The organism is Psychrobacter sp. PP-21 (assembly GCF_033790785.1).
GTDB lineage: Bacteria > Pseudomonadota > Gammaproteobacteria > Pseudomonadales > Moraxellaceae > Psychrobacter.
This window is the reverse complement of the sequence record NZ_JAMYEB010000012.1, coordinates 1-22,942: the sequence shown is the minus strand read 5'-3', so window position 1 is coordinate 22,942 and position 22,942 is coordinate 1. Positions and strand designations below refer to the sequence as shown.

Here is a 22,942-nt window from a genome sequence, read left to right as displayed (position 1 = left end):
ACCTTAATTTTTATCAGTGCACCGAAAGTATTACTAGTTAAGCACCCGATATGCGAACTTATCTTGACTTTTGTATTGTCAAATAATTCAACAGCTTACCTTTAATATTGTAATTTTTATGACTTGTTTTTTTGTAGTGATTGATATCGTAACGATATTTTTAATGACTATCGATATCAAAAAACTATTAATAAAGTTATGGAGAAGGGAAGAGGGTGGTACGGGTATTAAACGATATATTAGTGATTCGTTACCAAATTAATGGTGATAAAAGAGTGGGCATTAGTGCTGTTGGGTAGTGATAGGCAGTCAACAAAGAGAACCATGGAATATGAGCGGGATAAAACAGGCTGAGATAAGATTATGTCTAAGTGCTATGATTGGTGCGCCCACCACGCAACGACCAACTTGGAGTAATCCTTTATTATTAGGGAATTAGGATTTTGATTATTTATTTTTAACAACAAATTTAACAACTTCCTAAGGCCTATTGATTTGCCATCCGATTGATATTGGCTTTTATATCATGAATGACCTGATTTGATAACTCTTTTTCAATATCATAGTTGTCAATGATAGTTAAAAACGCTTCAGCGACTGATGCTACTTGATCAATCGTTGCTTGAGCTTTATTTTTCTTAATATCAGCTGCTTTAGCCAGTTTCAGTAAGTCAGATCGAGTAGGGTGCTTCGCTTCACCTGTCACATCCATTTGATGATAACCATTCATTCCTGAGTTATAAGCAAGATCATAAACGGGCGCTAATGACCACCTGCCAGCTTTGTCCATCATAAAAGAGAAGTTTTTGCTATGGTCGTCTTTATTATTAAAAATCACATTAAATACCGCATGTCTAAAACCGTCTTCTACCGCGGCTTGTGACCCAGTTAACATACGCACACAGCGCAAATACTGCAGATAATCTAGCGATGGGATGCGAAAATCAATGTCTAATAAGCCTGCCAGCGTATGAGTATGCACGCGCTGATCGCCTATTCGGTCAAAACGTTCAACCCCAAACGCGGCATAGTCGTTATTAATATCAAAATAGTGATGCGCTGGCATGTTAAGACCTGCTTGTTTTGCCATATCAGCGTAAAGCGCTTCTAATAGACAGACGCTTTTGTGCTCAGACTGAGCAGGGAACTTGATAAGCCAAGGTGTTGCCGGTGGGTTTGCGCGGGTTAAATCAGTAGTGATAAAATCACTTGCCTCATCATATAAAACCAACGCTTTTGGTCTAGCGCCCTGAGGGGAGCCGCCAATAACGATAAGCTCAGCCAATATGTCACTGTCTTGACCCGATAGAATGGTTTGATTGGCAGCCGCAAGCTTCGCTAAAGTCAGCTCCGGCATATCAATAGCATCAGATAAATCATGCTCAGGTTCAAAGCTCAGGGCGCCCATGGCTGAATCGCCAATATAAGCCAAGCGATCTAAAACATTAATTTGCTGTATAGGTTTGTCCATAACCTTCCGAAAAAACCTATCCATCAGCAGCATGCCCCAACCATCAGGCAAGCTATCTGACAACAGACCGCAAAGATAATGACTGGACGCATGACTGCCATAATAAGGCGCACTGCGTAGTGGCATCTCGATAGGCGATATCTCTAAACCATCAGCAATCCACGCCGCATCATAGCCAAATACAGGGCGGCGTCCGTCCATTGTGAGCTGACCGATAAGACGTTTAGATCCAAAGCCTTTATAATAGACATTAATAACAGATATTGGTTGGTACATAGCGTTACTCGCTAGCTTTATTTGATGCTCGCAGGCGTGGGTTTTGTTTAGCGATAATGTCTTCAATACTGCTAGGTTTGATGTCAAACAATTCGGCAAAATGATTAATCATACCAAGTGCAATGGCAAGCCGGATTACATAATCTAGCGTGCCACCTTGTCCCGACTCAATGCGAGCCACTGTACTGACACCAACACCTGCTTTTTCTGCTAGAGTAGCTTGGGTTAGATTGAGTACCAATCGCTGCGTTTTTAGGCGCTCACCCAAAATGACAGCTATCTCACTTGGCGTATAAAAATCAAATCGCATATTATATTAATCGCTCATAATTGGATGTTTAAGTGCTATTATAGCATTTAAAGACTCAAATATGAATGATGGTGTATATAAGTAATAAGTTGACAGCAAATTATATTGCTCTAGCACTCATCTTTAGTGTCATGAATCATGCGGAAAATATTAAAATATAGTTTTAACCCTTTAAAGTATAGCGCTTGTGAAGCAAGAAGATGTCGCAAGGCTATCGTCAGAGTTTCAATAGAGCTCTATTCATATTTATCAGTCAGATAGGTTGGGATGTCAATTTTAGTTTACTGTTATTAGCGATTCAGATATATTACATACCATTTGTGCAAGGATAGATGATGAATTTCGTGACTATTGATGTGGAAACTGCTAACTCAGATGTCGGCTCTATTTGCCAAATAGGAATGGCGAAATATATCAAGGGTAAGCTGGTAGATACTTACTGTCATTTTATCAGACCAGCGTCTAGCTTTAGTCGAGTAAATACAGGCATTCACGGTATCGATACCATGCAAGTTAAAGACGCGCCGTCTATGTTTGATATTTATGGCAATATCATTCAGTTTGTTGGGAACAATATGGTGGTCAGTTACACCGATTTTGATCAAAGAGCGATAACCAAATGCTTAGATGATCATAATTTACCGCTACCTTCTTGGCAATGGGTGGACGCCTCACGCATGGTACGTGATACTTGTCAGCGCTTTAAGGATTCAGGATATAACCTTGCTAATGTGTGCCGCGAGTGGCGATATGATTTTAACCATCATGACGCCTTAGAAGATGCTAAGGCATGCGGTTTTGTGACAACTACGATTCTTAGAGAAAATAGCGCCTGCATTACAGAGTGGTTACAAGACGCCTCATCTCAATCAAAAAACAAACATACGCCGCCGCGATTCCCTCAAAATCGAGCGATAGCAGGCAATAAAGAGGGGCGGTTTTTTGGACTAAATATTTGTTTTACAGGTGAGCTGTCCATAAAGCGGGCCGAAATTACTGAGATTGCTGCAAAGCAAGGATTCCATGTTAAGGCAGGTGTGTCCAAAAAGCTTGATTACTTGGTTGTGGGAACGCCCGACTTAGCCGTACTAAATGGACATGATAAAAGCAGTAAACAGCGCAAGTCTGAGGCGTTGATAGCAGAAGGTAGTGATATCAGTATTATTACAGAGTATGAGTTTCTTAAAATACTAAAACTATAGTTTGATTCTTTGTTTTTTATAATGGGCTTCATAGATAATGAAAAACTTCATTGATAACGTCATGGCACGGTTTAAAGAAAAATACGATGCCAAGGACAATGATACAAAGTCCACTTTTATCGATTTGCCGCCTGATATAAAACAGTCAAGTCGTACGAGCCAATACGATAACAGTGACTCAGATGATATCGATAACCTAGCGACGTTTGTCCTCTCATCAGACGACTTAACAAGCCGTCAAAATGACCAAATTATACCCTCAAATCAAAACCTCAAAAAAGGACGCTGGGTCACTCAGTACGAGTCCATAACGATTCATGGTCGCACAATTGAACGGGGATTTATTTATGTGGGTGCGCAGCTTGATACATTGGTCGGCTATGGTATTGAGCCCTCATTAATAGATGAGCGCTTATCAGTCAGTCCGCCGAAATTCATACATAGCATGACCACCATTTATAGTGATGAATCGCTTGGATACTGGCCAGCTTACGTGCAGCTTTCACCCGCATGCCGCGGCATTTATTTAGACTGGTTGGCGTCAGATCGTACCCATCCTAATATACCCATCGGTTACGTGTTTATTTACTTCAACGGGCTTGAGCGCCGCGTGATTGAAAGTATCAGTGAAGATAATGTCTCTGACGATGAGTTCATTAGCCTCTATAATGAAGTGTATCGTTTGCATACGATTTATGGCGAGCAGTCCTCTTTTTATAATTATTCCGCCCGTCTTTTAGAGTTTATGACGCTGGTGCGCTCACCACTATTCGAAGACCGATTACAAGCCAACCAAGTGTCACCGCCACCTGCCAACAGCCATAATCTCATCTTTAAAATGCAATTGGCAAAAATCGTAACTTTAAAACAGCCTGTTCCTACGACATTGGCGTGGGAGTGGCTGGTTTTTTCTAATGAGTATCATTTTAAAACGCCTGCAAGGCGCTGCGCATCAGAGTTCAAAGACTTGTTTGATGTTTTATATCAAAAAGCCTATCCCAAAGGTTTTATGGTTGCCCCTAATAAAACCAAATTAAAATTAAACTATAATGCTGCCAGTCGTGCCATTGGTTATGTTGATCTAACGCTTGATGACTTGCAAGATGCCAGTGTTTTAAAAGCACCGGTTAAAAAATTGACGGCTATTGCTGAGCAATGCAACGAGGCGTTAGATGCTTATAGTCGCTATTTGGGTCGTGATAATAACGACAAAATGGACATCGATGCCATATTGCTATTGCCAGAGGTATTGACTGAGCGACCAGATTATCAAAACAAATATCCTGCCATAAAAGACTTTAAACTATGGGCGGAGTCTATTGTTTTAAACAATGAAGGACTGACGACAGTTGATGCATTGTGGCGTTGTATTCATGAGCGGTCATCCAACGCGCCTGCATCATCCCATGCGTTGCCTCGGTCATTAACCAAAAAACATCATGAGCGTATTATTAATTTAGCCGAGCGGGTAGGCTTTGGTGTCGTACCTGATCCGCGTTATTATCAGGCTAAGCTAAAGTCGGATGGGTATGTCGTTATATTTCGCGGCGGTCACGGTCATGACTTTGAGCCAAGCGCCGCTTTTTATCAAATCAGCTTAGCGCTCAGATTAGGAGCAATGGTTGCCACTATAGATGGTCATGTTGATAAGCAAGAAGTAGATACGCTATTGACAATTACTGAACAGGACCAGTCACTGTCAAGCATTGAGAAGTCATCATTAAAGGCATACCTACTATGGCGATTAAACACGCCATCCAATATGGCAGGATTAAAATCAAAACTTAGCGCTTTAAGTGAGGATCACGTCAGCTTTATCAGCCATTTTATTATTAGCGTTGCCTTAGCAGATGGTCAGGTAAAACCAAACCAAGTTAAGCAAATTGAAAAGCTATATCAGGCGTTAGGTCTTGATAAGCAAGCCGTTATTAGTGACATTCATCACATCACCAGTAATAGAAATTTATCAAAAACCACAACTGCGCTGAATCAAAAAGCAGATATTATGGGTGACGCTATAAGTACAGCTGTTAAAGACAGCTCACATCAGCCGTTTGTTTTTGATAAAGAATTATTAGCTGCTTATGAGAGCGATACTGGGGATGCCAAAGCCATGCTGGCAAGCATATTTGCAGATGAGGACATAGCAGATGACGCAGATGAAGACAGTGGTGTATTGTCAGATGCGCCTGTAGATGACGACACCGCTCATAATACTTTAGTAAAAGGGTTAGATACCACGCACAGTCAGCTTTATCAGCAGCTTATTAGCAAAGAGGTTTGGCAGCGTGAAGAGGCTGAAGTCTTGTGTGAGTCACTAAACCTTATGATTAATGGGGCTATTGAGACTATTAATGACTGGGCTTTTGATAATGTTGATGCGCCTGTGTTAGACGATGATGATAACCTTGTAATTGATTTTGAAATCGTCGATGAATTAAAAACACTGGTCTGACAGACAGTCACGATAATTCTGACAATAACGATAATAACAATGTAATGACAGCGTAAGGATAAGCCATGACAAGCAAAAAAATCAGAACCAAAGAGCGCGATGCCATCATTCAATCGCTAAAGGCTGGGGTGACCCCAAAGGTCGGTATTCAGCATATTCAAGTAGGGCGTATTCATGAGCTCAAAGCGCTGATCGATGATATTGATCGCGTGGCGGATGGTGGTTCCGCCTTTCGATTGGTTATTGGTGAGTATGGGTCAGGCAAAACCTTTTTTTTGAGTGTGGTAAGAGCGATTGCGCTTGAGCGTAAGCTGGTCACAGTAAACGCTGACTTATCACCTGAAAGACGCATTCAAGCATCAAGCGGGCAAGCAAGATACTTATATTCTGAGCTCATGCGTAACCTATCGACGCGTAATAAACCAGACGGCAATGCGCTTGCAAGCGTTGTCGAGCGCTTTATTACCGAAGCTCGCAAACGCGCTGATAGCACGGATGAAACCATTGGTGAGGTGATTCAAGATAAGTTGGCTGAGCTGACAGAACTGGTGGGCGGTTATGACTTTGCTAAAGTGATCGAAGCGTATTGGCAAGGTCACGAATCAGGCGATGATGCGCTAAAAGCCAATGCCATTCGTTGGTTACGGGCAGAGTACTCAACCAAAACCGATGCCAGACGCGATCTGGGCGTGCGTACGATCATCTCTGACGCCTCATTTTATGACGCGCTAAAGATTATGAGTCTGTTTGTACGTCAAGCGGGTTATCAAGGCTTATTAGTCAATCTAGATGAGATGGTCAACTTATATAAACTCAATAGCACTCAAGCCCGTCAAGCCAATTATGAGCAAATCCTACGTATTTTAAACGACTGCTTGCAAGGATCAGCCGCCCATTTGGGCTTTTTACTGGGCGGTACGCCGGAATTTTTACTTGATCCGCGTAAAGGACTCTACAGCTATGACGCGCTACAAACACGGCTTGCAGACAATAGCTTTGCCAAACGGGCAGGCGTGATTGATTACACGTCCCCTGCGCTGCACTTAGCGAGCCTTACGCCAGAAGAGTTATATATCTTGCTCAAAAATCTGCGTCACGTTTATGCAGGTGGCGATGAAACCAAATACTTAGTACCAGATGAGTCCTTGCAAGCTTTTTTGCAGCATTGTAGCCAAACCATTGGTGACGCTTATTTCAGAACACCTCGCAATACAATTAAGGCGTTTTTGGATATGCTTGCCGTCATTGATCAAAATCCAGACGTATCTTGGGATCAGCTCATAAGCGCGGTCGCCATTGATCCAGAACATCCGTCTGATATGGATATCGATATGAGCGGGGTGGATGCAGAGGATGAATTGGCTGATTTTAAACTATAAGCTTTCGATAATACTCATAACAATAAGAGAAATAACTTTTGAGAGACGCGCATTTTCAGCTTGATCATCAGGTACAGCGCTGGATATTTAATCAAGGCTGGCAAGGGTTACGTGACGTTCAAGCCCAAGCGATAGTGCCCATTTTATCAGGTGATACAGATGTATTGATCAGTGCGGCAACGGCAGCGGGCAAAACGGAAGCGTTTTTCTTGCCTGCCTGTAGTGCGCTTATGCGCTCAGATAAGCGCGATAATGGCGTCGGTATCTTATATATCAGCCCACTCAAAGCATTAATTAACGATCAGTATCGCAGGCTTGAAAGCTTGGCTGAGCTGCTTGATTTGCAAGTGACGCCTTGGCATGGTGACAGCTCTTTAGGTCAAAAGAGACAACAGAAAAAATCACCATCCGGTATTATTTTGATCACGCCTGAATCGCTTGAGTCGCTGCTTGTGCGTGATATGGACTGGGTCAAACAAGCATTTAGCAACTTACAATATATTGTGATTGATGAGTTTCATGCTTTTTTGGGAGGCGCGCGCGGTCAGCACTTATTGTCGTTATTGACAAGGCTTGAACATGTGACCGATCGTATCACCTCGCCCATCCCACGAGTGGCATTGAGTGCCACCTTAGGAGAACTGCAAAGCGTACCGCGGTCACTCAGACCCAACCAGTCGCTGCCTTGCACCATCATAGAAGACAGTAATGCCCGCGCTAGTGTCAAAGTTCAGGTAAAGGGCTATGTTCAGCCCAGCCAATTAACACTTAACACGAATCAAGAACAGGCGGATTCTGAATATCACGTCTTTGAAGGTATCGATGTTCTTGACACTGCTGAGACAAAAGTCTGCGCTGATCTCTATCGATTGTGCCGCGGCGGCAATCATTTGGTATTTGCTAACAGTCGCGCGCGTACCGAGCTGATTGCCGCAGGACTGAGTGATCTGTGTGAATACCACACCGTGCCTAATGAGTTCTTTCCGCATCACGGCTCGCTCTCAAAAGAGCTAAGAGAAAGCTTAGAGAGTCGATTACAAAAAGAGGCGCTGCCAACCACTGCCGTTTGCACCATGACTTTAGAGCTTGGTATTGATATTGGTAAGGTTGACACCGTCATTCAAGTCACCGCCCCACATTCGGTTGCAAGCCTTCGCCAGCGACTTGGACGCTCAGGCAGACGCGGCGGATCAGCGGTACTTAGAATGCTGATTACCGAGCATGAAATCAATAAAGACAGTAGCCTAATCGATGACTTGCGGCTTGAATTGATTCAATCTCTCGCGATGATAAGGCTACTCATTACCGACAAGTGGTTTGAGCCTGCCAACACGTCTTTATATCATTTTTCAACATTATTGCATCAAGTACTTGCCCTAGTTGGACAATGGGGCGGCATTCGTGCTGATCAAATATACGTGCTCCTGTGCAACCAAGGTCCTTTTCAAAAGGTGAAACCTGCGCACTTTAAATTGTTGCTCATTCAAATGGGGGCAGCGCAACTGCTGACCCAATTGGGCAACAATCAACTCGTACTAGGCGTGATGGGTGAGCGTATAGTCAGTCATTATACTTTTTATGCCGTGTTTAAGACTCCAGAAGAGTACCGTATCGTGGCTGGCAATAAGACGCTGGGAACACTGCCCATTGACACCATGATATTGCCCGACCAATATATTATTTTTGGCGGTAAGCGCTGGCAGGTCAAAGACGTTGATGTTGAGAAAAAAATCGTTGATGTCATCAAAGTCAAAGGCGGCGGTAAGCCACCAACATTTGGTGATAGCAGTATGTCCATACATGACAAAGTTCGCCAAGAGATGATTGGTATATTGAACAAAAAAGACTACCGAATTCAAGTTGGTAGTGAGTACATAGACTTTGCCGATACAGTCGCAAAGCAGTTGTTTTTAGACAGTATCAAAACGTTTGAAAGATATGACTTAAGTCATCAATCACTCGTCAATAAAGACGGCAGTTGCTATATATTTATGTGGCGCGGCGATAGCGTGGTTAATACGTTGGTAGCGCTACTGTTACAACATGGATTTACGGTTGAGAGTTACGCTGGGGTTATTTGCGTACTCAAAACCAGTTCTGCTCAAGTCTATGCGTTTTTACAGAAGATCGCCCAGCGCCCAGTACCGACTGCCACTGAACTTGCTAAAACTGTTCCTAACAAAATGATCGAAAAGTTTGATGAATATCTACCTGATGAATTGCTTGATATGGGTTACGGCGCACAAGCATTTGATATCGAGGGATTGGATGATTGGCTAAGGACATTTAGTAAATAAATTTTTTGAAACGGTATCATCATTACCTTTATGATAGCTATCAGGTTTTTGAGAAAGCAAACCCCGATATTACTCATGCCACCTAAGAATTTTGTAAAACTGACGAAACCCTGCTGAGCGTTTACTGTTATAGCCTAGCAGGGTTTTTTCTGCTAAATCGCACTAGGCGCATATCACTCTATTCTATGAATACTGATAATGCGATACCCTAAAAAAGGACAGAATAGTCACCTGATAAGTAAGGAAAATATAACGATTCATATGATTTAAATATTGCCTTTGTGATCTACTAGCAATAGCGCTAATCTTTTTAAACTTGGATTGGTAAACCTTTAGAAGGTTTCAGTCAATCGTCATTACTACCAACTCAAAATATCGTATAACCTAGAAAAAAAATTACTAGGTAATCTATTATACTTATCCTAATTATAATAAATAATGAGCGAATGAATATGACAGCGACTTTGAGTGATGAGGATAAACCTCTTATTGAAACAATAGCCCATGCCTGCGCCATTACCTTTAAAGGCAATGCCAGCAACGGACTACAACAAGACGCATTTTTCTTCTTAGATCACTGGTATCAAGAGGATTTAGGAGTGATGCCAGCGACCCAAGTTGTTGCTCCATTTTGCCTTGCCGTATCGGATGGCGTTGCCAGCTCTAACCAGTCACAGCACTGCTCAAAGGCATTGGTCAAAGCAATTAGAGCGCTATGGGATGATAATCAAGTAAACGTCCATAATATGACATCAGATCGTATATATACGCAATTAAGTCAAACTAAGCATACGCCTAAACGCTATGGCGCTGCGGCAACCCTTGCAATGATCATCGGCACGCTAAACGATGATAAGTCGATAAATATAGATATAACTCATGTCGGCGATAGCCGTGTATATTTGCTTGGCAAAGATATGAATGAATGGCAGTGCTTAACTCGTGATCATAATTTGCTAAACGAGCTGGTAGATGAGCAAGCGAAAGATGAAGATCGCCAAGTAGAGTTTACGGAGTACAATCGCACAGGTATGGCAGGCAGCTTATATAGCATTACTGAATGCTTTGCTTTAGCAGTAGATAGTGATGACCCAAGCAGCGAGCCACCTAAAAGTATAAGGCAAAACATCACGGTACAATCAGGCAATAGTCTCATTGTCTGTACTGACGGTGTTCATGACTTAGTGCCAAGTAATGAATGGGCGCGTATCGATAATCAAACGGATTTACAGGAGTGGCTACAGTCGCTTAGGAATCAAGTGTATGACTCAGATGGCAATGCTTATGACAATGGTACTGCGATTGTAGTGCGGTTTGGTTAACTTCTTTTATGACTGTTCACTTTTAAGATGACAGTTTGATAAATTCGATAATCTATAGAGTAGCCAATATGCCCACACACCCAATTGCCAGCTATAACAAATCCGCACGTCTGTTTATGCTATATCAGCGCTTGCCACGTAGTAAAGAAAAGGCAATATCACTCACAGAGCTAATGAGTGTTTATGACGATAATCCTGAACACTACGCAAACGAGCGTAAAAATCTAGAGAACGATTTGAGTAGTCTCAATCAAATATTTAATGACATCTTTCACAGCGATGCTTTAATGCGTCTGCCAGCTTGGGGACAGAATATTAGCGGACAAACGGCAAGGTTTTATATTGAGCCAAGTTTTAGTATCGATGTCATTAATGAGCAAACGGTGTTCTTTTGGCAGATGCTTGATAAATATACCGCAAACTATTTACCAACGTCTTTCAAGCAAAGTATTAGCGATAAGCTTAGTCAATTACACCGACAAGATAAGACCAGCTTCAATCAAAGTAAGCTAGGGCAGTGGCAAGATCATCTCATTACCCTGCCTAGTATCGTACAAGCACCAACGCTTGATAGTGAGGTGTTTGGAAGTATTCATCAGGCTTTGCTACAGAATCGTCAATTACAAATACGCTATCAAAAGAAGTGGGATGATCAGTCAACACAGCGCGCTATTTATCCTAAAGGACTGATCTTTATTGACAATATGATCTATCTTACAGGCTTTAATGCTGCTGATGATCATATCGACGACAAGGAGTTGTTAAAAGCGCATCGCAATTTTTCGGTCAATCGTATTACCGAGGCAGTCGTCATAGATAAGCCGATATCTGACTGGGTAGGGCGAGATGCTTTTTCGTTAAAGAGTTTGCATAAACTGGGTAGGTTAGAGCCGACCGACGATACCCAAATTAAACTGATTTTAAAGGTGCAAAGGTATGCCTGTCAGCATCTTTATGAGCGTCCACTAGCGATAGATCAGAAGATTACGATTATCGATGACACTTGGCGTCAAGTCAGCGCTACGGTTGCTAATACGACTCGTCTGCAAGATTGGTTAGTGAGCATGTCGCAATTGGCAGTGGTGATTGAGCCTGCTCAGTTAAAAGCGGTTATTTTAAAGCGTCTAGAAAGTGGGATGAAGTTATATACAAAATAGTTGATCAAGAGTTTTACCAAAATCACTCAAACACAAATATATTTTTTAATTTAATCAAGGAGCTAGAATGACCACACCTAACTTATTTAAATTTGCCACCTCTGAATTATCACAAGACGCTTTTATCTGTTGGCTTCTTTCTTGGGCAGACCAAGACTATCAGACAGGAAACGATAAGCATAGAGCGCTAAACAGATTAGCAACCAGTGTATTGGCGTTATTCTTTAAAAAAGCGGGTAACTCGCTACCGAGTCGTATTGATAAAATAGTAGTGAAGCGTCAAGTGAATAACATTGATGTCCTTTGTATCATAAACGACACTTACTGCGTATTAATTGAAGATAAAGTAGGCAGTTTGCAGCATTCAGATCAATTGATTCGATACAAGCAGTTTATGCTCAATGGACACGCTCAAACCTTTACAGAGGATAAAATCATTCCTATTTATTTACAAACGCATGATCAAAGCAACTACAAAGCTGTGCTAAAGGACGGCTTTTATCCAGTAACTAGACGAGATTTATTAGACCTCTTTAATAGTGAACGAAATGCGGCACTGCAAGAGAGTGATATATATAGCGATTATCATAACCATCTGCAGTCTATTGAAGAAGCGGTGCAAAGCTTTAAGTCAAAACCTGTTAACGAATGGAAAAAACGGGCTTGGATTGGCTTTTTTCAACATTTGCAGTCTTACCTAGGAGAAGGCAATTGGGGTTATGTTGCTAATCCTTCGGGCGGCTTTATGGGCTTTTGGGGTCTGGGTCATAGAGTAGAGAATAATATAGATATTTACTTGCAAATCGAGCAAGAGAAAATCTGCTTTAAAATGTCTGTTCCTGATAAGGAAAGACGAAGTAAGATTAGGAATGAGTTCTATAAACTATTTAAGATAGAAGCTTCTGATTTTGATTTAAAAGTGACTAAGCCAAAGCGCTTTGGTTCAGGTAGGCATATGACCTTTGCTGTATTAGACACAGATATATTTGATGGTAAAAGTTCGATAGATCTGCAACAGGTAGATAGGCTAATGAATGAAGTGCAAAAATTCATTAACCATGCCGTAAATCAGTATAAAAATAAAAACGAGTGATAGTCGCAGTGTCATAATATTTAAAGTAATAAAGGGTCTAATGATGAAATATCAGCTCGATAAATCGAAAGTAGATGACATTCCATGTATCGCTTTATATCGACCAAATAAAGGCCATTATTCGCCATCTGTTATCGCATGTTTTATCCTCAGTGATGGTTGGAATGAGCTGGCATTGCTAAAGCTAAAAGAGAAAGCAGAGGCTGATATTTTAGTAGGCTTACAAACAGATGATCATGAGTATGAACGCTTAGATATCATAGAAGGGGTTATTAGATGTCAGCTAGATGAAGTAAACGATGTCATTAGACTGCTTGATGTTAATTCAGCCAGTACGCTTATCGGTATAGACGTTATAGATATCGAAAGCTTGTTCAAGCGTGGTTATTCATTTCAGTTTGTCCAAGCAATTGCCACAGGTGAGCCTGAATCAGATATGATAAAAACAGCTACATATAAGATGATTGGTCTACTTACCAACGCTCGTAATACTAAAGGGGTGCTTATTGGGACGCAGAGCGTGCAAAGTCTTCCACTGGAAGCCTTTGCTTATATATCAGATGCTATTGAGGAGTTGTTGTCTAAGGATAATGCATTTACTTATCTCAGCTCAAGTATGACTGAAGAGCCTGACTGTTTTCGTTTAAAGGCGGTTTATGCTGAAGAAAAACAAAGCCACACGTAATAAACGTATGGCTTTGGCTGCTACTATCGATTGAGGCTAGTTCTATTTGCTAATAGAGTCTCCGCGCCACATAGCATGCTCACATACTGCACAAAACCAACTCTCTTTTGCCCGCATATAAGCAATATCGGCAGGTACTTCAATAGGACAGGCGTTTCCGCAATATTCACAACACACATCATCTAAGCAAGCGTAGCATTGGCTTACGGTTTCAAATAATGTATGGGTACTAATGCTATACTTTTGACAAAGTAAACTAACATAATCCACATAGCTGATTTTATGATCATAGGCCCAATAATCCTCACAGACCCGTTTGTCCCAAGCGTTTTGTGTCATACTCCATTCAATGCTGATGCCCACAACGTACTCCTTTTTAATGACCTGATACTTACGATTAGCATTACCTTTTTATGATAATCATATCTATTAGACCCGTCTTATAGTAATGATATCTATTGAACCAGTCACACCTATCATCATTAGCCAGCTATTGAGCAGCAAGATAGGTATATGACATAATAAAGCGTTAGTCAGCATAAAATAGTTTTTGACGGAAACTTAGTTATTGCCAACGAGTATTATTCTAGCAGAAAAGTAGTCACTGGCAAGTATTTTTTACTTACCAATAAGGATTTTATTGTGATTTCTTGTAATCTCCCTGTACTTTTAGCAGAAAGACGACTACGGGTGGCCGATCTAGTAAGGATGACAGACATTAGTAAATCAACACTTCATAGGATTTATAACGATGAGACGACTCGTATAGAGTTCGATACGCTAAGCAAATTGTGTGAAGTATTAGAGGTGACACCATGTGAGATATTAAAATACATACCTGATGAAGACAGTAAAAATTAGGTTTTATAAATAATGTAGTTGAATCTATATATTCATTCTAAACTCTAAAAAATAACGATATTACTACCCGATCAGAAGTATTCATAGCTCTCATAGATAATGGTTTAGCTATTATTTGTGAGAGATTTTTTAATGACTTTTCACTCATTTACAGCCAATATATTTTTTAATAAATATAATTAAATCATCCACTTGCATAATGTTATGTTATAACGTACTATTAATTAAATAATGATTCTTAGAGCAGTATATAGTGAAAAATAAGACCCTTCGCTCAACTCAAAAGAAGTTAGCTTTGAGCTCAGAAAATCTCACCATTCACCCTGATGCAAACACTGCTTTTATGGTTTGGCAGCAGCATAGACTGCCTCTGCGTCGACCACAGCTGGCAGGCTTAGATGATTATTATCGACCAGTATTACGGTTATGTGTGCTCGATAAAGACAATTATCAGTTCTTCAATAACTTTGCACGAATCGATGAGGTAATGAGGTTTGAAAATAGCTGGCGTCAGCCTTGTCTGATTGCGCTTGAAAGTCGTCATGATATTAAGCGGTTGGCGTGGTGCGAGGTTCTCAATCTATCTAGATTTGCTGGCGTGAACCATCCAGCCTTATTTCAAGCCATATATCAAAGTGCGCCAAAGCAGCTTGTGTGTGAGCTGATGGGCGTGCACCGATTAACTGTTAGCAATTACTGTCAGTTTGCAGGTATCAGTCGAAGCAGCTATGAGTATCAGCAGTGTAAGGTAGCATGTGATGAGACTTTATTAGGTCTACCTAAAAATATGAACTGGATGGGTAGTGTACATGGCTGATACTAAAGCATTTGTTGATGTGACTGATAGGCGAGTATTAGATAAGCTCGTTCCTGTAGGTTCGCCGCATTATGTGCAAATGCAAGCATTGGTTATTGATATTATCAGTCTGGTGCCAGATAATAAAATTGATCTACTGTGTTCGATATCATGTGCTGCTGCTACTAATTTTCAGTGCATCGATTGTACTGAAATAATCCTACAGGTTGTAGGAAAGGGTAAAACTGAAGAGTGGGCAGTTACATACATGCTGATCGCATTTTATCAGGCGTATGGTGCGGTTGATAATGGTAGTGACGCATGGCAGTTTATGAGTGGCTATCTCAAAATCATGTTTATGATTGCAGCTAGGCAAGATAAGCATTTTGCTAAAATTGATAAACTAGGCGTTCGTATTCGTATGGCATTAAGGCCTGCTGATCCACAGCGCGATATCCTCAACGAGTTAATTAGAATTCATGATCAGTGCGATAACCTATCCTCATGCTTATCTTCTATCAGAAAGTATGAGATAAGCGTCAAACAAGAAGAGGCAACGGGTAAAGCTGCTAATCAGTATCTTGCCAGTAAAGTTGGTCAAATCAGGCTGGCTTATGAGGTAGTCATAAACAATAAAGCTTTTATCGGTAAAACTTATGATAAGAGCGCCAAACGTTTAAAAAAAGCTCAAAGTGTTGTTAATACTACGACGGTTATTGATGGTGAGCCGTTACAGAAAAAATTGTTTAGTACGAAACAATCACGCAAGTCAACTAACGTGGCAACTGCTGAGAATATTGCCGATGATAACACACCGCCACTGCTGGACAATAATTTTAAACCCATCAAACAAATCGCCAAATCCTCTGAGCTACAGCAATGGAAGCTCAAAAGCAGCTATCAGCATGCCAGCCGCAATCAGTTTCACTTCCCAACCAACCATCGCCAATTGAGTATCACTGGCTACCAGATGCTATTCTCTGTACTTTGGCATCACTTCCTTAGCGATAATACAGAGTATCAGACTGGTTATGCTGTACTGCTGCTTTCACTATTAAGCGGTATTAGTATCGATAGTGTGATTACTGATTGGCAATGCAATCGCAGTCAGCGTCAGTATTTTGTTTATGACCGTACCCGTAAAGTCAGTAATATTGCTATCACGATTGATGTGACAACCAATACCAGAAGCCATTTACTTGCTCACAGGCAAAGCTATGGTAGCGTATTCAAGCGAGCACTACCTGAAGTGCTACAGATCATGTTAGAGGACAAAGTCGCTGTTTCACTTGATGATGTCAAACTAGCTATCAACGAGGTTAAGAATCAGCTCAACCTGCCAGCTTTGAGTGCTCAATATATCGAGTCTGGATTGTTTGTAGTGATTAAAAATGGCCTTAGTAAGCCACTACATGCTGACATCCTCACAGGCGTTGATGTAAGGCACAGCTCGCCGCTGTATTACACCAGCATCAAAACTGCTGATCTAGAGCAAACCTATATAAAAGCAGTAGCACTGCTAAGCGCATACTGTGATGACGAGAAAAAGGCGTCATTGATAGATGAGTGCAGCGTGTCCATGAATGGTCATAAAAGCCATGTTGGCAGCGATATGGTGCTTGAAACCTCTACGTGCCAGCAGTTCTTTGAACAGTTGGCTATGAGCGCTGAGAGCTATAATGAACGGCTCAATCATAGTATCGAGCGCTATATTGCGCAGTTTAATAGCTATAGCGTTTGGCTGTGGCACACTATTATGATTCAAACCGGTATTCGTCCGGTTAAACATGCGCCAGGATTACTCAATCAGCTTGATTTTAAACGTCGTCTACTATGGGTATCTGATAAAGAAGAGCGTCACGGTCAGTCTGACGGCAGGCTCATTCCGTTAAGTCAGTTTTTAGCCGCTGCTATACAAAACTACATTGATTATATTAAGCAATTTGCCGCTATCTATAATCCAATTTGCCCCGAAACACCTTATCCCCTTGATGCTATTCTGCAATCAGAGCAATCGCTTATTCAAATTTACCAAAAAAATCCAAAAGGCTTTATCGGTATCACGCCAAGCCGCGTTCGATATGAGCTACAAGACTTTTTTAGTCATCAGGATAATTGGCTGCGTCATCAGTTGCGATCCATGCTCACAGGACGTGTGTCTGATTATCTAATTTGTACGCTTTACGGTCATGAGCATCCCGATCAAGAATTTACGCACCCCATGTCATCAAGCTCTATTAATCAATTGCACCAGCTCAGCCCTCATCTAGATGCGATTGCCAATGATCTTTGCCTAAAACAAATTGAGGTTCGCTTATATGGATAACATTAGTGCTCACAAACTGCGGCAGCTCAACAGAGATGGCGCTAAAAAAAGCATTAAACGCGCAGCTAAAGTGCTGATTGCAGACTATGTTAATCAAAATCCCATGCAATCACCTTGTGAGCTGCAGCATCATTATGAGGCGATTAACGAGCGATTAGAAAAGGAGTTTGATACTGCGCAAAACTTTCAATTAGCGCGGCGCGGATTTTTAGAATTTGTTCGTGATTATAATAAAGCACATCAGCTATACCTCAATGAGCCTGTGGTGCCGATACTGGCAACTCGTGAGCGCCTGACTACTAACTATGACTGGTTTGTGAATGGACGCGCTGTAGCAGATAGCAGTGCAACTATGATAGATATCTGGCAACGTAAACGGCGATTCTCAATCAACGATTTAGTTGAGGGTCTGATTTATTGCAGCATCATGTATGGCGGTGTTAATGATATTGACATATTAAGAGCGCTATATGATTGGCTGTTTAGTGAGCGCCGTGCTTATCAGATTAGTCTGCCAGCAACTGATGGTAAAAATAAAGCAGAGCAATTAGCCGTAATACCGCTTAGCGTGCCTGATTATAACTATGGCTGCGCACTGGATAGTAGTGACGACTTGCAGCGCTTTATCGACTACGTACCCGACGATATGAGTTTGTGTTTTTTATATGCGCTAAAAGACAAGGACTTGAGTAAGACAAAAATAAAACCATTTAACACTATCATTAATGATATCTCAAAGACGCTTAAACTCACCAATAAAGATATTGAGCGTCCGCAGCACTCAATGCTTATTAAACATGCCAACTATCACTGGCGGCAGATGGAAGGTAGCTTAATTGATGGGGCGCTTTCTATTGTTAAACAAGGCGATCTTAAAACCACTGGGCTACCGACTGATAAGCTGAGTCGCTATAACCAAGAAGTTATCAATCCAAACCCTGAGCCGCTTACATGGTCTGAGTTGTTTGATGCCAGTTATCAGGCGGTAGACAAATCACAGAACAAGCGAAATGCTATAGCTTATCCAAGCTTTAGCAAAAATCTAATTAAAGAAGTGCAAGATACGCTCAAACTTACCAGAAGCGCTGCTACTTCTACTATCACAACATTAAAGACAGATGCTAGCCAGCCTAACGCGCAACGCTTACTTAGCTGGGCGTTATCGCTACTGGATGATCATAGCATTAGATTAAATACCATCAGTAAATATATCGGCTGCATTGGTCGCGATTGGTTGCTGCTGACGATGGATGAGAATATTGGTCAGTGGGAAGGCGACGACTTTGAGGATATCTATGAGCAGATTATTCAAAGTAAAATTAAAGATGGTCGTAAGACGTCTATATTATGTAAGTCATCGGAGTTTGAAGATGATACGTCTAGTGATATAGATGATGATAAAAATGCTACTGGCCAACCGATATCTTATCTTGATCGTTTAAAAGACAGTCAGAAATTTACTTATGGACGTCTAAAAGCCTTTCACGATCATCAACGTACTCACTTTGATGCACCTTACGTATACTTCCCTTGGGGTAACAACCGACAAGTGGTTAAAGCCGAAATGGTGTCACCACATGTATATCGCGCAATGAAAAGATACATCCAATCATCGAAGTTAGAAGTTGAGCAAAAGCAACTTTGTTTGATTGTTTTAGCACTTGTTTATCGCACTGGTATGCGAATTAACAAAATAATAGGTATTAAAGTTACCGAAATTGCTGATATCGGTAATCTTAATGGACAGATGATTGAATACCCTAAAATTATTCTCAAACCTAACCGCTATCGCAGACTAAAGAGTTCCAGCGCCAAAAGAGTGATACCGATAGACAGTCTACTAAAAGCAGATGAGCTAAAGCAATTCATTGCGCATTATCATCACCAGTACAGGTTAAAGCGACGATACTTGTTTTCACAAGGCTCAGGCGACCAGCCATTGCCGTCTGTATTTTTTAGTAATATGATGAAAATAATATGGGATAGACTGCTGCTTACCCATGACTTTACCTTTCATAGCTTACGGCATACGGCACTTAGTCAGCTGACATTGGTGTTGAGTAGCTCGCCACTGGCTCAGGTGATGACAGACTATGATAAAAAGCATGGCGACAATATCATTAAGGCAATACTTGGTAATAATAAAGAGCAGGGCATTTGGTTTGGGCTGGCTAGTCTTGCAGGGCATCTAACGCCAGATACTACGTTTGAGCATTATATTCATACCGCGCATCTGCTGGCAGGTTGGCAGATGAGTCAAGCTAAAATTAGTATGCCTATAACTGTATTTGAGATGCTGACAGGTATTGGTTATCAAACGATAAATAGACAAGATGGCATGGCGTATGATGCAAGCACTAAACAGGTTCGTCTTGATAAGATGCGTGGTTATTTAATCAATAAGGTTGCTGGTAAAAGACCATTATTTATTGATAATGATACATTGAACAATGAAGCTTGCCAGCAAGCCCCACAGTCAAAACCAGAAGAAGTACGACAGTCTATATTTATTCATCCAAAAATATACGATGTAATTGCGTTATTAGAGGAACTACAGACAGTAAATGTTGATAAACGAGCAGGGCAGTTGGCAGAGGTCGCACTTCGGCATGGTATCGCTATCAGTGATGCCAGACAAGTTTACGATAATGCTTACCAGCTATTTACCGATGATAGATTGATTTTAGGAGCACCTACTGGGCATAAGAATCAAGCCATTTTAGTTAAGATGCTTGAGCGTGTATATCAGCTGTCAATTGATACACCTGATGAGCTAAAATTATTTATAGATATATTTGCAGTTAAACAGAACTTTAGTACTTCATCAATCCATTTTGGGATTAAGAAGAGTCAGCTTGAGATGCTACATCTGTTCGTAACAGTAGGTTGTCAGTTGATCGACGCTAGTCATTGGCAGATTAGGGCGCATAGTGAGCAAGCAGTACGCGATATTAAAAAAGGGCTAGGATTAGATAGCGCAATACGTGTCGGTACTCGTAAGAATTTTCATGGTTACGAGGTTAGAGTAGTTCAGAAAAAACGAAGACGGTCTAACAAGAATCTGGCGATGACAAATGAGTATTATAGCTCATCAGGGGTTTTGAAATATTTAGGATATTTACTGATGATACTTATCTGAGCGAAGTGACAGAGCGACAAGTCATATATTGAAAGGTCTATAAGCTAATTTTTGACCTGTATGATCAAAATACTGTCACGGATAGTTATTGCTCTGAATGCTATAGGACGTAAGGGTTGTCACGTTGTCACGGTAAAAAAGGTGTAGGGGTATAAGATGACTGAAACACTTTATCTAGTTAGATATGGTAATACGCTTAAGCCAACTTGATTTTGGGTGTTTAAGACTTTTTTTTGCGAGTATAGCCCAGCCGCTTCATGGCGGCTTCTACACCAGATTTACTACAGCCCAAACGAGCAGCTCTTTCATAGTAGTAAGCGTCAGGATAGTCAGTAATGTCTTGTTTTAGTGCTTCGGTAGATATTTTGCGCGGTGCTCTGACGATGGGCTTGATACTGATGTCTTTTTTCCAGTTAATAATGGTGGTGGGACTCATATCATAAAGCTTTGCTGCAGTGCGCACGCTCATGCCTTGTTCAAGAGACTGTAGTACCTTTTTACGAAGGATAATGGGGTATGTCATGGTGATTAGCGAGCTAGAATTTAGAATTATCGTAACATTTCTTGGTGGGATTGACTATAATAGGTTCTGTGGCAAACGTACCTCTTCAGTGAATAGCAAAAAAAGTACTGAAAGATGGGAATGGTATAGTCAGTTCAAAGTAAAAGTGTTATAGCTTGGACAAACATCATAAAACAATTTGGATAAGTCGTTTTCCATCCAGCCTTGGCGTAGAAACTTCACCTGAGCCCATTTCTTTTCGATAGGGTTTAGGTCTGGGCTGTACGGCGGCAACCAAAGAATACGATGCCCGTGCCTGTTTAGTAGCTTTTGAATGCGTTTGCTCTTATGAAATTTGGCGTTATCCATCACAATCACGCATTTTGTTTTAAGACTTGGGATTAGTTTGTGTTTGCACCAGTGATAGAAGACGATGCTGTTGATGTTTGTCTCAAAGTAATCTAGGGCAAACAGCATCTTTTCATATAGAGCACCGATAACGTTGGTTCGCTTTTTACCTTGCCAGTTGTAGCTATCGATACAAGGCTTACCAATAGGCGCGTAACCATGAGAACGAATGGTTTCAGCCTCAAAGCCACTTTCATCCATATAGACAATAGGATAGCCTTGCTGCATAAAGCTATTAAGCTTTCCCTGATACGCCGCTCTTTTGATCGGACAAGCTTTTGGATGTTCTAAGGTCTTTTTTTTGACTGATGCCTAGGCGCTTTAGGGCATGATAAATGCCTGTTTTACTACAGTTTAAACGACGTGCTCGCTCGTACTGATAATCATCAGGATGTTCTTTGACATCATTGAGTAGCACGTCATCTGGTATTTTATAGGGTTTGGTTTGCCTGGTTGTTTTACTATGAACACGTCTCTTCCAGTTTTGTATGGTGGTTGGGCTGAGGTTATAGAATTTAGCTGCCTCGGCAAAGGTCATACCCTCGTCTAAGCTTTTTAGTACTTGTTTGCGGAAATCTAGTGAGTAAGTCATGGTCTTTATAATAGACCTCTTGCAAAAGTCATAGGTTAAGCTCGGAATTAATGATACCAGCAAACAGCTTCATTCTAAGATCATAGCGCTGACGACGGTTGCGATATTTATAAGCCACGATTTTAAACAACTTGATTAAGCCTATTTTGTGCTCAACCACAATACGGAACTTTGCCAGATAGTGATTGGCCTGTTTGCATATCTCCAGTAACTGACCACCACGTGGCTTTTTAAAAGGGGTGAAGGTTTGGTTATGTAGCTTTGCTAACCCTTGATAACCACTGTCTGCTAGATAGTTAGTATTCTCAGGCAACCAATCAGGACAAGTATCTTTATACAGCTTAAAATCGTGGATTGACCCTTTACAGGTTTGCACATCAAGTATCAAGCCGGTTTGCCAATGGACGATAACCTGCGCTTTTAAGGTGTGTTGTTTTTTCTTGCCGCTGTAGTAGTCGCTTTGGTTTTTTTTGGACGCTCAATTGGGGTTTCGGTGGCGTCGACAATGACGACTGACCAATTGATGTCCTCATCGACACGACTGGGCAGCTTTTTAGGCAATTCAAACTTGCCAGAGTCAATCAGTGTGTCTTCTACTTTACGAATGATACGGCTAGCAGAAGACTCATGAATACCAAAGTCCATACTGATATGATAAAGCGTGCGGTATT

19 protein-coding genes and 1 pseudogene are annotated in these 22,942 nt (G+C 41.2%); 12 read left to right on the top strand and 8 right to left on the bottom strand.

Annotated features, from left to right (window positions below; translation table 11 throughout):
* Positions 1-487: 487 nt before the first annotated feature.
* Both NJD71_RS09925 and NJD71_RS09920 read right to left on the bottom strand, forming a co-directional pair.
* The gene (locus NJD71_RS09925) at positions 488-1,747 is read right to left on the bottom strand and encodes a type II toxin-antitoxin system HipA family toxin (RefSeq protein WP_319051807.1); all 1,260 of its coding nucleotides are present in this window, start codon (positions 1,745-1,747) and stop codon (positions 488-490) included.
* 4 nt (positions 1,748-1,751) lie between these two features.
* Entirely contained in the window at positions 1,752-2,057 is a 306-nt protein-coding gene (locus tag NJD71_RS09920) for a helix-turn-helix domain-containing protein (RefSeq protein WP_319051806.1), read from the bottom strand.
* 335 nt (positions 2,058-2,392) lie between these two features.
* On the opposite strand from NJD71_RS09920, the gene NJD71_RS09915 reads away from it, so the two are divergent.
* The 8 genes from NJD71_RS09915 (at position 2,393) to NJD71_RS09880 (ending at position 13,647) form a co-directional block, all read left to right on the top strand.
* A complete protein-coding gene (locus NJD71_RS09915) occupies positions 2,393-3,259 on the top strand; it encodes an exonuclease domain-containing protein (RefSeq protein WP_192992414.1) in 867 nt (288 codons plus the stop codon).
* A 37-nt stretch (positions 3,260-3,296) separates the two neighbouring features.
* Positions 3,297-5,714, top strand: coding sequence for a tellurite resistance TerB family protein (locus NJD71_RS09910; RefSeq protein WP_201610839.1), 2,418 nt, complete (start codon positions 3,297-3,299; stop codon positions 5,712-5,714).
* 65 nt (positions 5,715-5,779) lie between these two features.
* Positions 5,780-7,093, top strand: a complete 1,314-nt coding sequence (locus NJD71_RS09905; RefSeq protein WP_319051804.1) for an ATP-binding protein — start codon at positions 5,780-5,782, stop codon at positions 7,091-7,093.
* Positions 7,094-7,131: 38 nt separating this feature from the next.
* Complete coding sequence (locus NJD71_RS09900; protein ID WP_319051803.1) at positions 7,132-9,390, top strand: DEAD/DEAH box helicase; 2,259 nt, start codon at positions 7,132-7,134, stop codon at positions 9,388-9,390.
* Positions 9,391-9,842: 452 nt separating this feature from the next.
* Positions 9,843-10,712 carry a PP2C family protein-serine/threonine phosphatase gene (locus NJD71_RS09895; RefSeq protein WP_319051802.1) on the top strand — a complete coding sequence of 290 codons (870 nt, stop codon included), beginning with the start codon at positions 9,843-9,845 and terminating at the stop codon, positions 10,710-10,712.
* 68 nt (positions 10,713-10,780) lie between these two features.
* On the top strand, positions 10,781-11,869 hold the full coding sequence (locus tag NJD71_RS09890; RefSeq protein ID WP_319051801.1) for a helix-turn-helix transcriptional regulator: 1,089 nt from the start codon (positions 10,781-10,783) through the stop codon (positions 11,867-11,869).
* 67 nt (positions 11,870-11,936) lie between these two features.
* Complete coding sequence (locus tag NJD71_RS09885) at positions 11,937-12,962, top strand: PD-(D/E)XK nuclease family protein (RefSeq protein WP_319051800.1); 1,026 nt, start codon at positions 11,937-11,939, stop codon at positions 12,960-12,962.
* Between the two features lie 43 nt (positions 12,963-13,005).
* A complete protein-coding gene (locus NJD71_RS09880) occupies positions 13,006-13,647 on the top strand; it encodes a hypothetical protein (RefSeq protein ID WP_319051799.1) in 642 nt (213 codons plus the stop codon).
* A 42-nt stretch (positions 13,648-13,689) separates the two neighbouring features.
* Here NJD71_RS09880 and NJD71_RS09875 read toward each other — a convergent pair whose 3' ends face one another.
* Positions 13,690-14,010: a hypothetical protein gene (locus tag NJD71_RS09875; protein ID WP_319051798.1), complete on the bottom strand. Its 321-nt coding sequence runs from the start codon at positions 14,008-14,010 to the stop codon at positions 13,690-13,692.
* Between the two features lie 279 nt (positions 14,011-14,289).
* On the opposite strand from NJD71_RS09875, the gene NJD71_RS09870 reads away from it, so the two are divergent.
* The 4 genes from NJD71_RS09870 (at position 14,290) to NJD71_RS09855 (ending at position 20,769) form a co-directional block, all read left to right on the top strand.
* Complete coding sequence (locus NJD71_RS09870) at positions 14,290-14,508, top strand: helix-turn-helix domain-containing protein (protein WP_093071416.1); 219 nt, start codon at positions 14,290-14,292, stop codon at positions 14,506-14,508.
* A gap of 295 nt (positions 14,509-14,803) precedes the next feature.
* Positions 14,804-15,325: a hypothetical protein gene (locus tag NJD71_RS09865; RefSeq protein ID WP_289115789.1), complete on the top strand. Its 522-nt coding sequence runs from the start codon at positions 14,804-14,806 to the stop codon at positions 15,323-15,325.
* On the top strand, positions 15,318-17,630 hold the full coding sequence (locus NJD71_RS09860) for a hypothetical protein (protein WP_319051797.1): 2,313 nt from the start codon (positions 15,318-15,320) through the stop codon (positions 17,628-17,630). Before NJD71_RS09865 ends, NJD71_RS09860 begins: the two co-directional genes overlap by 8 nt.
* On the top strand, positions 17,623-20,769 hold the full coding sequence (locus tag NJD71_RS09855; RefSeq protein ID WP_319051796.1) for a tyrosine-type recombinase/integrase: 3,147 nt from the start codon (positions 17,623-17,625) through the stop codon (positions 20,767-20,769). Before NJD71_RS09860 ends, NJD71_RS09855 begins: the two co-directional genes overlap by 8 nt.
* A gap of 220 nt (positions 20,770-20,989) precedes the next feature.
* On the opposite strand, the gene NJD71_RS09850 is transcribed toward NJD71_RS09855, so the two are convergent.
* From NJD71_RS09850 to NJD71_RS09830, 5 genes and pseudogenes are all read right to left on the bottom strand, one after another.
* Positions 20,990-21,292, bottom strand: coding sequence for an IS630 transposase-related protein (locus tag NJD71_RS09850; protein WP_289048027.1), 303 nt, complete (start codon positions 21,290-21,292; stop codon positions 20,990-20,992).
* A gap of 129 nt (positions 21,293-21,421) precedes the next feature.
* Positions 21,422-21,946, bottom strand: coding sequence for an IS630 family transposase (locus NJD71_RS09845; protein ID WP_319051862.1), 525 nt, complete (start codon positions 21,944-21,946; stop codon positions 21,422-21,424).
* The gene (locus NJD71_RS09840; protein ID WP_319051794.1) at positions 21,915-22,271 is read right to left on the bottom strand and encodes an IS630 transposase-related protein; all 357 of its coding nucleotides are present in this window, start codon (positions 22,269-22,271) and stop codon (positions 21,915-21,917) included. The genes NJD71_RS09845 and NJD71_RS09840 overlap by 32 nt, the downstream gene beginning before the upstream one ends.
* 28 nt (positions 22,272-22,299) lie before the next feature.
* Positions 22,300-22,683 (bottom strand): annotated as a pseudogene (locus NJD71_RS09835) (transposase family protein); the annotation flags it as partial.
* Positions 22,684-22,691: 8 nt separating this feature from the next.
* The coding region (locus NJD71_RS09830; protein ID WP_319051793.1) for a helix-turn-helix domain-containing protein at positions 22,692-22,942 on the bottom strand (251 nt) is incomplete at its 5' end.